Source organism: Flavobacterium sp. FG19 (genome assembly GCF_057809475.1).
This window is the reverse complement of sequence record NZ_JBMDKA010000021.1, coordinates 70,202-86,892: the sequence shown is the minus strand read 5'-3', so window position 1 is coordinate 86,892 and position 16,691 is coordinate 70,202. Positions and strand designations below refer to the sequence as shown.

The following is a 16,691-nucleotide window of genomic DNA, read 5'->3' as shown; positions in this document are numbered from 1 at the left end:
TATTTTATATAAATGTCAATTCTATTTTTGTTTGTTGGTTCAGGATATTAGCATTAAAATGCGCGTGTCCTAAATATTCCATGCCTAAATAATCGGCTGATTTTTGAAACGGAATGTAAAAACTTTCGTCGGTTTCATCGTCGTGAGAATTTGATATCACTCCGATTTTTTTTCCTTTCAGTTTTCTTCCGGTTTCTTTTTCAATTCGGATTAAATCTGAAATCCTGTCAAAAAAGACCTTCATAATTGCGCTCATATTGTACCAATAAATAGGCGTTGCAAAAATTAAAGTGTCATACTTTTCGATAATTCCTCTTATCAGAGGCAAAAAATCATCGTCTATATTTTTGCTTTCGTAATCATAATAGGAGATAGTGTAATCACTTAAATTAATTACATCTATTGAAGCTTCTTTCGAAATTTCGTCCACAATTCTTGTTGTGTTTCCGTTTTTTCGGGAAGAACCTAAAATGATGACTTTTTTATTTTCCATTAATACTTATTAGTATATATTTTTTGTGGAATAATTATTTCCACAATTTGTCTAGATCTTCAATATTCATTTTAATGCCTCTGCCTTCCTCTATATCTTTTTGTCCTTGTAATATCTCTTTTACAAATTCGGGATTGTATGGTTTTTCTTGTATCTCAATCTCGAATCCAAGACGTTTTGCCAAAGCTTTTAGAACTGGTAAATCTTTCTTCTTGACATTTTTCAGCATTAAATTCATATTGTCTCATTTTAAGCTAAAGATTTTCTTTTTTGTTCAAACTAACAACTTGAAACTTTAAACTTGAAACAAATTTTATCCTACAGATCCTTCTAAAGAAATTTCTAATAATTTCTGAGCTTCAACCGCAAATTCCATCGGAAGCTTGTTCAGGACATCTTTACTGAAACCGTTTACAATTAAGGCAATCGCTTTTTCAGTAGGGATACCTCTTTGGTTGCAATAGAAAACCTGATCTTCTCCAATTTTACTGGTGGTTGCTTCGTGCTCAATTTTTGCAGATGGATTTTTACTTTCGATATAAGGGAAAGTATGTGCACCACAATTGTTGCCCATTAATAATGAATCACATTGAGAAAAATTTCTGGCATTCTCTGCTCTTGGAGAAATTTGCACTAAACCACGGTAGCTGTTTTGAGATTTTCCAGCCGAAATACCTTTAGAAATAATAGTCGATTTAGTGTTTTTTCCTAAATGGATCATTTTAGTTCCGGTATCTGCTTGCTGGAAATTATTGGTTACAGCGATAGAATAAAATTCTCCAACTGAATTGTCTCCTTTCAATACACAAGAAGGGTATTTCCAGGTTACAGCAGAACCAGTTTCAACCTGTGTCCAGGAAATTTTAGCGTTTGTTTCGCATAAACCTCTTTTGGTTACGAAGTTGTAAACCCCGCCTTTTCCTTCTTTATTTCCAGGGAACCAGTTTTGAACGGTTGAATATTTAATTTCAGCATCATCCAAAGCGATTAATTCAACCACAGCAGCGTGTAATTGGTTTTCGTCACGACTTGGCGCTGTACATCCTTCAAGGTAAGAAACGTAGCTTCCTTCATCAGCAATAACCAGCGTTCTTTCGAATTGTCCGGTTCCTGCCTGATTGATTCTGAAATACGTTGAAAGTTCCATTGGACATTTTACACCTTTTGGAATGTAACAGAAACTTCCGTCAGAGAAAACCGCAGAGTTTAACGCTGCATAGAAGTTGTCTTTTTGAGGTACAACAGTTCCTAAATATTTTTTTACTAATTCCGGATGTTCTTTAATTGCTTCAGAAATCGGGCAGAAAATAATTCCTTTTTCAGCCAACGTTTTCTTGAAAGTTGTCGCAACCGAAACAGAATCGACTACAATATCCATAGCGATATTGTTCATCTTTTTTTGTTCGTCTATAGAAATTCCCAATTTTTTGTACATCTCTAATAATTCCGGATCAACATCATCCAGTGTTTTATTAGGATCTACTTGTTTTGGAGCAGAATAGTAAGAAATTGCCTGAAAGTCTGGTTTTTCATAACTTACGTTGGCCCATTCCGGCTCGATCATTTCTTTCCAGGCGCGGAAAGCCTCAATGCGCCATTCGGTCATCCATTCAGGTTCTTCTTTTTTAAGCGAAATAGCTCTAACAATTTCTTCGTTTAAGCCAATAGGGAAAGTCTCTGATTCTATATTGGTATAAAATCCGTATTCATATTCTTTAGTTTCCAGTTCGATTTTTAAATCGTCTTCGGTGTATTTGCTCATTATTTTTTTATTGAAAGATTTAAAAATTGAAGGATTTAAATATTAAAATCATTTCCATAATTTTTAAATCTTTAAATTTTGCAATTATTTAATTGATTTATAGTGAAAATGATTCACCGCAGCCACAAGTTCTGCTTGCATTTGGATTGTTGAAAACAAATCCTTTTCCGTTTAATCCGCCCGAAAATTCAAGAATTGTTCCGGCTAAATATAGAAATGATTTTTTCTCAACAGCAATTTGTATATCGTTATCTACGAATATTTTATCGTCTTCATTTTTGGTTTTGTCAAATTTTAAATCATATGACAAACCAGAACAGCCGCCGCTTTTTACCCCTACTCTTACGTAGTCGCTGGCAGCATCAAAACCATCATCAGTCATCAAGTCGATGATTTTCTTTTTGGCAGTATCAGAAACCTTTATCATTGTTTATGGTATTTGTTTTTAAAACTTCATTTTTAATCTGCATTTAAATAGTAATCAAATTATTACACAAAATTTAAACGCCAATTTCAATGTTCAAATGAAATTGTCTGCAAAGATACGACTTAAAAACCTTTTTCCATAACGGTTCACATTATTATAACAAATGTTAAAATAGACAGAAGTTATTTTGTTCAATATTTGAGCTTTAAATAGCCTTTATTTTAATAAAAAAAGCAGTTTTCCCGGATTTAGAATTGCAGTTTTAAGAGAAATATTTATCAAAACAAGAATGGTTTTCCTAGTTTTGTCTGCTATAGAAATTTAAGCTCATGAAACTTTATCCAATAGAAGCCGGAAATTTTAAATTAGACGGCGGTGCCATGTTTGGTGTTGTTCCTAAAACGATCTGGAACAAAACCAATCCGGCAGACGAAAATAATCTGATTGATATCGCAGCACGCTGTTTATTAATTGAAGACGGTAACCGCCTGATTTTGATTGATACCGGAATGGGAAATAAGCAGTCGGAAAAATTCTTTGGGTATTATTCGCTCTGGGGATCACATTCTATAGATACATCACTGGCGAAATATGGTTTTCACAGAGATGATATTACGGATGTTTTTATGACACACCTGCATTTTGACCATTGCGGCGGAAGTGTACAATGGAATTCTGACCGGACTTTTTACGAACCTGCGTTTAAAAATGCAAAATTCTGGACGAATGAAAATCACTGGGAATGGGCCGTAAAACCAAATGCCCGTGAAAAAGCATCATTTTTAACAGAAAATATTCTGCCAATGCAGGAAAGCGGACAACTGAATGTTATTGAAAGACCGGACGGTGATTTTGGTTTTTCAAAAGAATTAGGTTTCGGAATTTTCTATGCCGACGGACATACCGAAAAGCAAATGATTCCGCATATTCAGTATCAGGACAAAACTATTGTTTTTTGTGCCGATTTACTGGCAACGGCAGGGCATATTCCGCTTCCGTATGTAATGGGGTATGATACGAGACCGCTTTTAACGCTGAACGAAAAAGCAAAGTTTTTGAATTCGGCTGCAGATAATAATTATTATCTGTTTTTGGAACACGATGCCCATAATCAGATTATAACAGTTGAGCATACTGAAAAAGGGGTAAGACTTAAAGATGTTTTTACCTGCGAAGATATATTTTAAAATAACTGTTTATAACATAAAAAAATACCGTTTTCAACTTAATGAAAACGGTATTTTTAGTTTAACAAATTATAATTATTCAACAATTATTTTTTTCGCAGAAGCGGCATCTCCATTAATTAAGTATAGGTAATAAACTCCTTTTGGCAAACCAGATAAATTGATGGTGTTATCTGTATTTGATGAATTTAATGTAAAGGATCTTACTAATTGTCCTAACGAGTTGTAAACAGTCGCTTTTTCTAAAGTCACATTGGTAATGTTTATTTCTCCTTTTGTTGGGTTTGGATATATTACTGTTTTAGAAAATACTGAATCTTCAACTCCTAAAGTAGAACAATCGGATGAATATACAGCTGCTGCGTCTTTTTTTTCTGCCCAATTTGCATTTGAATAATTTTCATCGTCGACATTAATACAAGTAAGGGAATTGTTTGTAAAATTAGAATAAGTCAGATCAAAATTTTTGTTATTTCCATTTTTCAAATTCAAATACCACAAATTATTAGATGAACAATCAAATTTATTTAACATAACATTTTTAGTTACATCTAAAGATCCTATTTTATTATCGTTACAAATAAAAGTCTCTAAGGCCACGTTGTTAGTCACTCTTAAGGTTTCTAGTTTATTATTATTGCAAATAAAAGTCACTAAGGCCGGGTTTTTAGCCACATTTAAAGTACGCAGTAAATTGTTATTACAGTCAAAAGTATTTAAAGCTAGATTGTCTATTTCTAAAGTTGTCAATTTATTATAAGAACAATTTAAATTTGTTAAGGCGGTGTTATTAAATACACTTAGATTCGTAAGATAATTGTTGCTTGAATTTAAATGAGTTAACGCTGTATTGTAATATAAACTGAGTCCTTTTAATCGATTTGTGTTGCAATCTAAATAAGTCAAAAATGTATTTTTGTAAAGACTCAAACTTTCCAGATCATTTTTGGGACAAAACAAAGTAGTTAAAACAGTATTTTCCGTTAAATCAATATTGGAGATTTTATTTGAACCGCAGTCTAAGTATGTTAAAGATGTAAAGTCTGCAATTCCTGTTAAATTTGTAATATTGCTGGAAGACACATCTAATGATTTTAGTGAAGCTATATTGGTTGTAATTACTTTTCCATTTTTACCATCAGTATCAAGTCCTATATCTATCAATTTTTGCTCAAAAGCTGGATCAGGGATAAGAGTATAAGGAATATTTTCACCACTGCAGTTTGAGTTGTAAAAAGCTTTTGGATCTTTACTAGGACCCCAACTCGAAGTGCTGAAAGCGTCAACATTAATGCATGTCAAATTTGGATTGTCGATAAAGTTACGTTTGCTCAATCTAAGGTTATTACCATTTTTTACATTCAGGTTAAACAGATTGTTAGAGTTGCAATAAAAAGTAGTTAGAGAACCATTATTTGAAACATCGAGATTCAATAACTTATTATTGGAGCAATCAAAGTAAGTCAATTTAGTATTCTTCGAAACATCTATCTGTGGCAATCGGTTATTAGAACAATTAAGATAAGTAAAATCAGGATTATGAGGAATTTCTAAATTAGTCAAAGCATTATAACTACAGCTTAGTTCAGTCAGCTTCAAATTATTTGTTAGGTTTAAATCTCTTATATTTAGGCCACCGCAATATAGAATTTTTAAATTAATATTCTTAGAAACATCAAGAAAATCCATTGTATTATTAGCTGAACAATTTAATGTCGTTAAAGCAATATTTTTTGAAATATCTATTGAAGACAACTTATTAAAACTACAATTTAAGGAAGTTAATTCAGTAAAATCCTCAATTCCTGTAAGATCTGTGATATTTTTAGAAGATAAATCAAGAGTTTTCAGGGAAGAAATGTTTGCTGTTGGTACTTTTCCAGAAAAATAACCTGAATCTAGTCCGAGATTTATTAGTTCTAGTCGAAATCTTGTATCAGGAATAGCAGTGTACTTCCCATCACAAGCTAAGGCATAAGTAGCCCCAGATTCTTTGTTTCCCGTCCAATTTTTATTTGAATAGACTATGTCATCTACAGTGATACATTTCAAATCTTTATTTCCAGAAAAATTTAAATGAAGAATAGCATTCGAGTAAAAAGCTTTATTATTTCCATTTTTTACATTTAAACTTGTCAGGGAGTTGTCTGTACAATATAAAGATGTCAAAGCTATGTTTTTTGAAGCATCCAGACTTGTTAGTAAATTCGCTGAACAATCTAAAGTGACTAAAGCTATGTTTTTTGAAATATCCAGACTTGTTAGTGAGTTCTTGTCGCAAAGCAGCGTGATTAAGGCAGTATTTTTTGAAACATCCAGACTTGTTAATTTATTAGAGGCACATTGTAAATTGGTCAGGGCTAATTTTTCAGAAACATCAAGATTGGTTAGGCTATTATTATTACAAATAACAGTAGTCAAAGCTGAGTTTTTAGAAATGTCAAGGTTGGTCAGCAAGTTGTTCTGGCAATTTAAAGTAACTAAAGCACTATTTTTAGTCAGATTTAAAGTTGTCAACTGCTGGCCTTGACAATTTAGTAATGTTAATGCTGTGAAATCTTGGATTCCCGTCAAATCTTTAACTAAACCAATCCCATTACTATTAGTAGTAATGTTTAAAGAAGTTAATGTAGAAATATTAGCTGTCAGCACTTTTCCGTCTGTTGGGCCAGAGTCGTGACCAAGAGCAATCAGGTTTTTTTCAAAACTCAAATCTGGAATAAGAGTATACTGCTCGGTTCCTTTAGCATAGATCTGTACATAATCTATAGTGGCAGTAAACCCGATATTGTCGAGAGTATTTAAAGAAATACTCAAATCATAAGATAGATTTTGATCTGGTATAAAAGTCGTTTCAACTGTTGTCCAGTTGTTGTCTGTAGCAAAATAACTACTGGAAAGGGTTGTTGAACTCCCATTTTTGTTAATGTTTAATACAATTGGGTGCGAGCTGTTATAATTGCTGCTTAAATATTTGTATTTAAATTTGACGACATAGGTAACTCCAGCATTTAGAGGAACTTGTGATGTAATTTTCGGAATCAAGGCACTATTTGTAAAAGATAGCCTAGCGCTGTTAAATCCTTCCCAATATTCTGCAGTATTTTGAGTAACATTATTTTGAGTCGTCCAATCGGACAATGAAGCGGCGTTTGTCCATTTTTCGAATCCGCCATTTGGTACTAAATTCGTTTGTGCATAAATGGAAAAATTTGCCAGTAAAAGCAATAAAAGTAGTTTTGTTTTCATAGAGTATACTTGTGTTTTTTTGTTTGGAAAATAAGTTTTAGGCTGTAAAAAATATATCTCGTTTTCAATATTCCGAAAACGGAATTTTTTGGTTTAACAGATTGTTTTAACGATTACTCCGTTTTAAATTTCCAAACCTGACCAACAGTTTCTCCTCCATTGTTGTCTTTTACAACAATTTTCCAATAATATTGCTTTGAAGCTTCAAGAGGAACATCAAATGAAGTGTCACTTACATTTTCGGCCGCTTTAACTGTTGGAGGATTTGTTGATCCAAAATATACATCATAAGTTAAAACATCGGAGTCAACATCTGCAGCTTTCCACTTTAGAGAAGCTGAGGTGGTGTTTAAAGTTGTATTTATTGATGGCTCAATCAATTCTGGAGCAAAAGGCAGGTGATTGACTACAGCTGTACCCGCGGTATAAAATTTAAAAGTTTTTGTATAATCACTTGACAGGCCTTTACCGTCAGAAGCCTTTACCCTCCAATAATAAGCTGTATTTTCTTCTAGTAATACAATAGTTGAAAGCGACGAATTGTCGAGTGTTTTTACAATTTGGCTAAAGGCGTTGTCCTTTGCAATTTGAATTTGATAAATAACAGCATCCCTTTGAGCGTCTGTTGATGCATTCCATTGAAAGGTAACGGTATTGTTTAAACATAATTTATTGTCAGCAGGCAGGGTTAGTACAGGAACGGTTGGTGCTGTATTAACGATTACGGCAGGTTCAGAATCATCTCCGCCGCTGCCGCAGGCTGTAAAAATTAAAGTAATAATTGATAAGTATATAAAATTTTTCATTTATTATTTTTTTATGATTTTAATATATTCCGGAGTTTCTAAATAGATTTTGGCTGCGTAGATTCCTGAAGAGAGATTTTCGAGATTTAAAATGACTCTGCCGCTTTCAATATTGTATTTTCCGAGAGAGACTAATTGACCTCCAAAATTGTATAACTCTATGGTAACTTCATTTTTATTACTTGGAATTTCGATTTCAATAGTGCCGGAAGCAGGATTTGGATAAGCTGAAAGGGTAGTACCTAATTCTGCAGATGTAACTTTTTTGGCAAAAACACCTTCACATGCTTTTGCAGTTATTACTTCAACTAATCCCGTTTTATCAAGTTCTATACTGAAATTTTTGTCAGTAGTTTGAAATTGTTCAGTACCGTCAATAAATACGGTAAAAGGAGCGGTTCCTTCTGTGATTTCAACTTCTACTTTTTTAGAAGCGACACTAGATTTTCCGGTAACTGCTGCTCCTTTTTGAATTGTAATCGTATAGCTTTGTTCAAATATTTCACCAGGAATTGTAATGGTAACCGTATAATTTCCTGGTGCAAGTGCTGTTACTTTTAGATTATTATTGGTAAATTCAGTAACGTTTCCATTTATATTTGCTGAGTATGCAAATGATTCTTTTGCTGTAATGTTTATTTCTCCATTATTTTCGCCTGTACAGGATTCCCCCTTGGTTTCCACTGTGAAATTGTCCGAAGGTAATGTTAACTCTCCTGTACATTCAGTGTTAAAAGATGCTTTTGCATCTTTTCTGTTGGACCAGTTTGTGTTGGCATAATTTACATCATCAACAAGAATGCAGTATAATTTTGGGTTTGCAGTAAAAGAAATATTGGAAGCTGTTAGTAATGCATTGCTGCCATTTTTTAAATTTAGGCTTATTAACTGATTATTATTCAGCATTAAATTGGTCAAAGCTTGATTTTGTGATAAATCCAGCTCTTTAAGTTTATTCTGAGAAATAGTCAGGTTTTTTAGCAATACATTTTTAGAAACATCCAGAGCCGTTATTTCATTATATTGCAAATCTAATGTTGTTAATGCTGTATTTTTAGAAATATCCAGACTTATGAAATTATTATAGTTAGCTGATAAATCGGTTAATTTTATGTTTTTCGAAATGTCAACGGAATTTAATTTATTAAAACCAACGTTTAGAGAAGTTAAATTTATATTTTCAGAAAGATCTAGATTTGTTAAACCATTATTATTTGCGCTTAACGATATCAGGGCTTTATTCTGACTAATGTCTAAAGTGGTAATTTGAGTTGAACTAATATCTAAACTTGTCAGTGAAGCATTTTTAGAAACATCAATTGATGAAATCTTATTTCCTCTGACCGATAAAGTTTTTAATGATGAAAAATCCTGAATTCCGGTTAAGTCTGTTATCTCAGAATTTGAAACATTTAGTGAAGTTAGGTTTGCAATTCTTGAAGTTAAAATTTTACCGTTTTTTCCATCTGTATCAACGCCTGATAATATTAATCTGTCTTCAAATTTACTATCGGGAATCAAGGTATAGGTTAAAGTACTGCAATCTGTACTATACGCTGCAGTATTGTCTTTAATTTCAGACCAGTTTGTGTTAGAATAATCCGCGTCATCTACTTGTATACATTCCAGGCTTCTATTTGAAGAAAACGTCAAATTTGAGGTTATTAAATTTACGTTATTCTCATTTTTTAGATTGATGTTTTTTAATTTATCATTATTATAACATGTTACCGTTGTTAGATTTTTGTTTTTAGAGAGATCTAACGTAAGTAAAGGTGTATAAGTGACCCGGATTTCATTGAGATCCGGATTATTGCTTAAATCAATAGATGAAATTGCGGTGGAACTAAAGTTTAAATAAGATAAAGAAGGATTTTTAGAAGTATCTAATGTTGTTATTTTATTATTAGTGCTGACAGATAAAGACTTAAGAGCGGGATTATGAGAAACATCAACAGATGGAAGATTATTTGTAGAACAATCCAGAAAGATTAATTTATTACTTTCGGGAATTACCAGGTTTTCCAGATTATTGTTCATGCAGATAAAATATTCCAAACGGGTAACTTTAGAAGCATCAAGATTTGTTAATTTATTTCTTTGGCACCATAAAAAAGTAATATTAGGATTGTTTGAGATATTTAATGTTTGTAAAGTATTATCTGTACAGATTAATTCCCATAACAGTGGATTTTTAGATACATCTAAATCGACTAAGTTATTTGTTTCACAACGCAATGATTGTAAAAGAATATTCTTAGAGGTATCAAGTGAGGAGAGTTTGTTTTTTGTGCAATAAATAGTTGTCAAAGCTGTATTTTGAGACAGGTTCAAACTTGTTATTTGGTTTTCAGAGCAAAACAGCTGTTCCAAAAGGATGTTTTTAGAAAGGTCTAAATTTGAAAGTTGGTTATTGGTAACTGATAAATAGGTTATAGCAGCATTATGAGATAAATCGATATTTGTAAATTTATTAGTACTAATGCCTGCGAACTCTAATTTTGAATTACCTGATAAATCTACATTGCTTAGTTGATTTTCTGATAAATTCAAAATTTTCAAATTAGTATTCTTAGAAATATCAACTGCTGCTAATTGATTTGAGTAACAATTTAGATCTGTTAAGGCAGTATTTTTAGTAAGATCAAGCGATGTTAATTTATTAACGTTGCAATTTAAGATTTGTAAATTTGTAAAGCCTTGTATTCCTGTAAGATCAGAAATATCTTTTCTGCTGACATCCAAATTTTTTACATCTGCTATTCGTGAAGTCAGAACCTGACCGTCAGGTGAACCGCTATCTATACCTAATGAAATTAAAGCTTTTTCAAAATTAATGTCCGGAATTTTAGTGTACTGTGCAGGAGCTTCGTTAATATCTATAACCGAAACATTATCAATCAGGATTTCAGAATTAAGAGATCCTGTAGTCCAGATATCCACTTCTATATTTTCGCTTACCGTTGATGTATAATCAAATTCAATTTTTCTCCATTCCGTAGTAGAAAAAGTAACATCTGATTTTTTGATTATTTCTGCTTTAAAAGTACCTGGCTTATGATACAGACTTAAATCAACTGAGGAGAAAGTTCCTTTTACCGTTTTGTGATATAAAGTAACACGATAGGTTTTATTGGCCTCAACAGCAAAGTATTCACTGTTAATATAATTGAATGTTCCGCTCGCAATCATCATATTGGTGCTGGAAGAGCCATTCTGAGCCGTTGAACTTTGCGAAATATAACCGCTGAAATAACGGTACCAGTTATCAGGCTGTGATGAAGAAGACCAGATCTCGAAACTGCCGTTTGGTACTAAGTTGGTTTGTGCATAAATAGAAAAATTTGCCAGTAAAAGCAATAAAAGTAGTTTTGTTTTCATAGAGTGTATTTGAAGTTCAGTAACGCAAGTGTACGGTTTACAATTTTAAAATCCTTACGGGAAAACGTAAAGCAGTGTAATTTTTTTGTTGAATTTTACCGTATTTCAAACAAATAAAAAGAATGTTCAGATTACTCTGATAACCAGATTTGTGAGATGTATGTTTTTTTTACTGATACTCGTATTTAAGATTAAAAAGGTATGATGAAAAGTCGTTTTTTTATGAAAAACAGCTGTAATAATTTGATTTATAAAAGATTGATTGCGTTGTGAAAAGGGATAATTTTAATCGAAATTTCATAACACATTGTTAACAGTTAGTTTTTTGTAACAAAAAAGCATAATTTAGACCCATCTTTTAACTTTACAATATATTATAGATACATGAGTTACATAAAACCTATTAAATTATCTGCTTTTGCATTACTTGTTTTAGCAGGCTGCAGTGCAACTATACAGGCACAGGTTTCAACATCAAAAGAGTTTGTTAAAGCTCCTTTGACGGTGGTAAAAAAAGCGCCGGTTAGCGAAAATGAATTGAAAAGATGGAGTCATCTGGATCTAATTAAAGATTCGATTCCCGGAATGAGTGTTGATAAAGCTTACGCTGAATTACTGCAAGGGAAAACAGGTCAGAAGGTTATCGTAGGAATTGTAGATTCTGGTGTCGATATCGAGCATGAAGACTTAAAAGGAAAAATCTGGACGAACCCAAAAGAAATTCCGGGTAACGGAATCGATGATGATAAAAACGGATATATCGATGACGTAAACGGATGGAACTTCCTTGGCGATGCGGTTCATGAAAATCTTGAAATGACCCGTATTGTTAAAAAAGGAGACGATGGATCGGCTCAGTATAAACAAGCTCTGGCAGAATATACAGCAAAATACGAAGAGGCTTTACAGGACAAACAGCAGGTAGATTTTTTACTGGATGTTCACAATACAATCAAAAAAGAACTTAACAAAACAACCTATAAAATTGAAGATTTAAGTGCTGTAACTTCTACAGATCCTAAAGTCGCAAAATCTAAAGCGATCATGACGCAAATCTTCACCAATGCAGGACCAACTTTTGATCCGGAAGCAGATTTTGAAGAATACAGAGAGCAGGTTTACGATCAGTTAAATTACAATTTAAATAAAGAGTTTGACGGTAGAAAAATCGTAGGAGATAATCCTGAAGACATCAAGAACACCCGTTACGGAAATAATGTCGTTTTTGGTCCGGACAAAGAAAAAGCCCTTCACGGAACTCACGTTGCCGGAATTATTGCTCAGATCAGAGGAAATAATTTAGGAGGAGACGGAGTAGCTGAAAATGTTGAAATCTTAACGGTAAGAGCGGTTCCTGACGGAGATGAGTACGATAAAGATATTGCTCTGGCTATTCGTTATGCGGTTGATAACGGGGCTAAAGTAATTAACGGAAGTTTCGGAAAAAGCTTCTCTCCGCACAAACAGTGGGTATACGATGCTATTAAATATGCTGCAAAAAAAGATGTACTGATTGTTCACGCAGCAGGAAATGACGGATACAATATTGATGAGACCAAAAACATCAATTACCCAAATGATGCTGAGGATAACGTTAAAGAATTTGCAGACAACGTAATCACAATTGGAGCCATCAATAAACAATACGGAGAGAATGTTGTAGCATCATTTTCGAATTTTGGAAAAATAAACGTAGACGTTTTTGCTCCGGGTGAAGAAATTTACGCAACAGTTCCAAACAATAAATACAAATATTTACAGGGAACTTCTATGGCGTCTCCAAATGCGGCTGGTGTTGCGGTACTTATTCGTTCGTACTATCCAAAATTAAAAGCAGCTCAGGTTAAAAAGATTTTAATGGACTCCGGAGTGGCGCTTCCTTCAAAGGTAGTTTTAGGAAAGAGCGAGAATCCGCAGGAACAGCCTGTGCCGGTTTCTTCTGCAGAATCTTCTAAAACAGCCAAAATGATCAATGCTTATAATGCTTTGTTAATGGCAGAGAAAATGTCGAAGAAATAAGAAATATTTAGATTACTAATCCAATGGAAGAGTGGCAGCTCTTCCATTTTTATTACAAGAATTATGCGAAAAATTATTTTACTTTCTTTCCTAAGCCTGGGGTTAAACTCCGCTTTTGCACAAAATGCGCCTTACTGGCAGCAGCATGCCGACTATAAAATGGAGGTTGCGATGGATGTAAAAAACTATCAGTATAAAGGGAAACAGGAATTGGTTTATACCAATAATTCTCCTGATACTTTAAAAAAAGTATTTTACCATTTGTACCCAAATGCTTTCCAGCCGGGAAGTGAAATGGATGCCCGTTTGCATTTTATTAAAGATCCTGACGGAAGAATGGTCAATAAAGTGAAAACTGCTGATGGAAAAGAAGTAAAACAAAGCCGGATTGAAACTTTGAAACCAAACGAAATTGGATTTTTGAAAGTTACTAACTTTAAACAAGATGGTGTTTCAGCTCAGACCAGAGTTTCAAATACTGTTTTAGAAGTTACGCTGGCAAAACCAATCCTGCCTAATTCAAAAACGACTTTTACTTTAGATTTTGAAGGACAGGTTCCGGTACAAATTCGTCGTTCAGGAAGAAACAACAGCGAAGGAATTGAACTTTCGATGTCACAGTGGTATCCAAAATTAGCCGAATTTGATTTCGAAGGATGGCACGCTGATCCATATATTGCAAGAGAATTTCACGGTGTCTGGGGTAATTTTGACGTAAAAATTACAATCGACAAAGAATATACAGTTGGAGGTTCAGGATACCTGCAGGATAAAAATGCAATCGGACATGGTTATGAAGATGCAGGTGTAACGGTGGTTTATCCTAAAAAAGCAAAAACACTTACCTGGCATTTTATTGCACCAAATGTTCACGATTTTACATGGGCAGCAGACAAAGATTATGCACATGATATTGTAAAAGGACCAAACGATGTCGATTTGCATTTCTTTTACAAAAACACGCCAAAAGTGGCAGAAAACTGGAAACAGCTGGAGCCTTTAATGGTAAAAGTTATGGATTATTATAACAATAGAGTGGGACAATATCCGTACAAGCAATACTCCTTTATTCAGGGCGGTGATGGCGGAATGGAGTATGCAATGTGTACTTTAATGTTAGGAAACGGAACTCTTGAAGGAATTTTGGGAACAGCAACACACGAATTAGGACACTCCTGGTTCCAGCATATTTTAGCTTCAAACGAATCAAAACACCCCTGGATGGATGAAGGTTTTACAACGTATATCGAAGACAGTGCTTTAAATGAACTAAAAGGAGATAAAAAAGAAGTGAATCCGTTTAAAGGAAATTACAATGCTTATTACAGTTTAGTAAATTCCGGTAAAGAACAGGCGCAGACTACTCATGGAGATCGTTATGATGAAAACCGTCCGTATAGTATTTCGTCTTACATAAAAGGAAGTATTTTCCTTTCACAGTTAGAATATGTTATTGGAAAAGAAAATGTAGACGCCACTTTAAAAAGATATTTCAATGATTTTAAATTCAAACATCCAACTCCAAACGATATTAAAAGAACTGCTGAAAGAGTTTCGGGAGCGGAGTTAGACTGGTATTTAACAGACTGGGCACAAACCACCAATACAATTGATTACGGTATCAAAGATGTTGCTGACAATGCAGGAAAAACAACCATTTCTTTAGAAAGAATTGGAAGAATGCCAATGCCGATTGATTTAAAAGTGGATTACACTGACGGAACTTCTGAAACATTCTATATCCCTTTAAGGATGATGAATTTCATAAAAGCGAATCCAAATCCAAACGAAAAAAGAACAGTTTTGGCTGATTGGGCTTGGGCGCAGCAAAACTACAGTTTTACGATTGACAAAAACAAAACGGCAATCAAAAAAATCACTATCGATCCAAGCGGATTAATGGCTGATGTGAAACAAGCCAACAATGTTTTTGAAGTGAAGTAAATACTAAAATATAGAATTGAAAAAGCCCTTAATTGAATTTTAAGGGCTTTTTTATTTTTCAAATTTATTCCAAAATTATAAAAGTTATATTGTTTTTATATCAGCAGTGACTATCGCCTGTCTTTTTTTTAAAGGAACCCATTCACGGTAACTCGCAGATCTCCATAACCATTCAACAGGACCGTAGTTGTATTTTGAAAGCCACCATTTGCTTATAAATAACTGAATGATAAATACAAAAATGGCGAAAATAAAATAAAACCAATACGGCATTGAATCTGCAATTCCAAGTCCAACTCCTGAAAAAACAAGGGCTGCCAATACATTTTGACTCATATAATTGGTTAATGTCATTTTTCCGCCTGCACTAAAATAGCCGAAAACGGTTTTTAATTTACCATTATTATAGAGCAGACAGATTCCGGTCGATATAAAAATCATCGTACTTAGAACGAGCCAGTACAGCGGATGGAAAACTTTTAGAAATGCTGCTTTATAAATGATCGCAATATTAAATATGAGTCCGATAACCATTGTGCAAACCAGACTAATAATGCAGAGATGTTTTAGGAGTTTTTTGAAGTTTGTCAAACGATCAAAGAAGTTTAGTTTTTGAAGCAGAAATCCAAAAAGCATACAACCCAGCATTACATAATGAGCCGTAATGGCATAACCCGGAACAATAATCTGCTCGTAAAATGAAGCAAGGAGGTTAAACCTGAAAAAATCAATCCAGTTTCCGGAATGGTATAATTTTAAGTACTCAGGATTAGTTGCAATCGCCGGATGTTCAATTTTCAGGCCATTGATATAAGCCATTAAAAAAGGCGTTGTGAGTACAATTACAGCAGAAATAATAGCTAAGGTTTTGGCAGAACATCTGTAAAAAAGCAGTAATACAAGCCCCAGAAACGCATAATCCTTTAAGATGTCGCCAAGCCAGAAAGAGGAATTAATAAAAGCTAAAATAAAGAGCAAAATCATTCGCCACGCAAAAAAAGCAATGGGATTTTTTCCTTTAGAGGCTACATTGTTCAGTAAAATGGCAAATCCATAGCCAAATAAAAGGGTTAGTAACGTCCAGGATTTTGTCGAGAATAAATAGCGGTTAACAACCTGAAGTATTTCCGAAAAAGTATCGTACTTCATTTCCTTTTCTACACCAATGTACAGAAAGTCAAGATAATTGCCAATGGCTACACCCAGTATAGCCCAGCCCCGAAGTATGTCGACAATAGCAGTTCTTCTGCTTTGTTCGACAGGATGATAAGAATTTGTCATTTGATTGATGTTTTTGATGTGATTTTGATTGATGATTTTGGAATAAATTTGATTATTGTTAAACGGAATCAAAAGTAGATAAATTATACAATTAAAGGTTTTTCTTAAAAATAAAATGTATAAAAAAAGCGCGTTATTTTTA

At 33.5% G+C, this 16,691-nt stretch carries 11 protein-coding genes; 3 read left to right on the top strand and 8 right to left on the bottom strand.

Features of this window, described 5'->3' with window-relative positions:
- Positions 1–4: 4 nt before the first annotated feature.
- The 4 genes from ACODST_RS19370 to ACODST_RS19355 all read right to left on the bottom strand — a co-directional run bounded on the left by ACODST_RS19370 (position 5) and on the right by ACODST_RS19355 (position 2,682).
- Complete coding sequence (locus ACODST_RS19370; RefSeq protein WP_488933734.1) at positions 5–493, bottom strand: flavodoxin family protein; 489 nt, start codon at positions 491–493, stop codon at positions 5–7.
- Positions 494–527: 34 nt separating this feature from the next.
- Complete coding sequence (locus tag ACODST_RS19365) at positions 528–731, bottom strand: DUF2683 family protein (RefSeq protein ID WP_488933733.1); 204 nt, start codon at positions 729–731, stop codon at positions 528–530.
- Positions 732–806: 75 nt separating this feature from the next.
- Positions 807–2,255 carry a Fe-S cluster assembly protein SufB gene (gene sufB, locus ACODST_RS19360; protein ID WP_488933732.1) on the bottom strand — a complete coding sequence of 483 codons (1,449 nt, stop codon included), beginning with the start codon at positions 2,253–2,255 and terminating at the stop codon, positions 807–809.
- Between the two features lie 97 nt (positions 2,256–2,352).
- The gene (locus ACODST_RS19355; protein ID WP_073413404.1) at positions 2,353–2,682 is read right to left on the bottom strand and encodes a HesB/IscA family protein; all 330 of its coding nucleotides are present in this window, start codon (positions 2,680–2,682) and stop codon (positions 2,353–2,355) included.
- A gap of 329 nt (positions 2,683–3,011) precedes the next feature.
- Between ACODST_RS19355 and ACODST_RS19350 the strand changes: the two genes are divergently transcribed.
- Positions 3,012–3,869 (top strand): MBL fold metallo-hydrolase, encoded by an 858-nt coding sequence (locus ACODST_RS19350; RefSeq protein WP_488933731.1) that lies wholly within the window; start codon positions 3,012–3,014, stop codon positions 3,867–3,869.
- Positions 3,870–3,944: 75 nt separating this feature from the next.
- On the opposite strand, the gene ACODST_RS19345 is transcribed toward ACODST_RS19350, so the two are convergent.
- From ACODST_RS19345 to ACODST_RS19335, 3 genes are all read right to left on the bottom strand, one after another.
- Positions 3,945–7,118: a T9SS type A sorting domain-containing protein gene (locus ACODST_RS19345; protein ID WP_488933730.1), complete on the bottom strand. Its 3,174-nt coding sequence runs from the start codon at positions 7,116–7,118 to the stop codon at positions 3,945–3,947.
- 113 nt (positions 7,119–7,231) lie between these two features.
- Positions 7,232–7,924, bottom strand: coding sequence for a glycoside hydrolase family 78 protein (locus ACODST_RS19340; protein WP_488933729.1), 693 nt, complete (start codon positions 7,922–7,924; stop codon positions 7,232–7,234).
- Positions 7,925–7,927: 3 nt separating this feature from the next.
- On the bottom strand, positions 7,928–11,305 hold the full coding sequence (locus tag ACODST_RS19335; RefSeq protein WP_488933728.1) for a T9SS type A sorting domain-containing protein: 3,378 nt from the start codon (positions 11,303–11,305) through the stop codon (positions 7,928–7,930).
- Between the two features lie 384 nt (positions 11,306–11,689).
- On the opposite strand from ACODST_RS19335, the gene ACODST_RS19330 reads away from it, so the two are divergent.
- Together ACODST_RS19330 and ACODST_RS19325 are read left to right on the top strand one after the other, a co-directional pair.
- Complete coding sequence (locus ACODST_RS19330; protein ID WP_488933727.1) at positions 11,690–13,324, top strand: S8 family peptidase; 1,635 nt, start codon at positions 11,690–11,692, stop codon at positions 13,322–13,324.
- 63 nt (positions 13,325–13,387) lie between these two features.
- Complete coding sequence (locus tag ACODST_RS19325; RefSeq protein ID WP_488933726.1) at positions 13,388–15,268, top strand: M1 family metallopeptidase; 1,881 nt, start codon at positions 13,388–13,390, stop codon at positions 15,266–15,268.
- An 84-nt stretch (positions 15,269–15,352) separates the two neighbouring features.
- On the opposite strand, the gene ACODST_RS19320 is transcribed toward ACODST_RS19325, so the two are convergent.
- A complete protein-coding gene (locus ACODST_RS19320) occupies positions 15,353–16,549 on the bottom strand; it encodes a DUF418 domain-containing protein (RefSeq protein WP_488933725.1) in 1,197 nt (398 codons plus the stop codon).
- Positions 16,550–16,691: the final 142 nt, after the last annotated feature.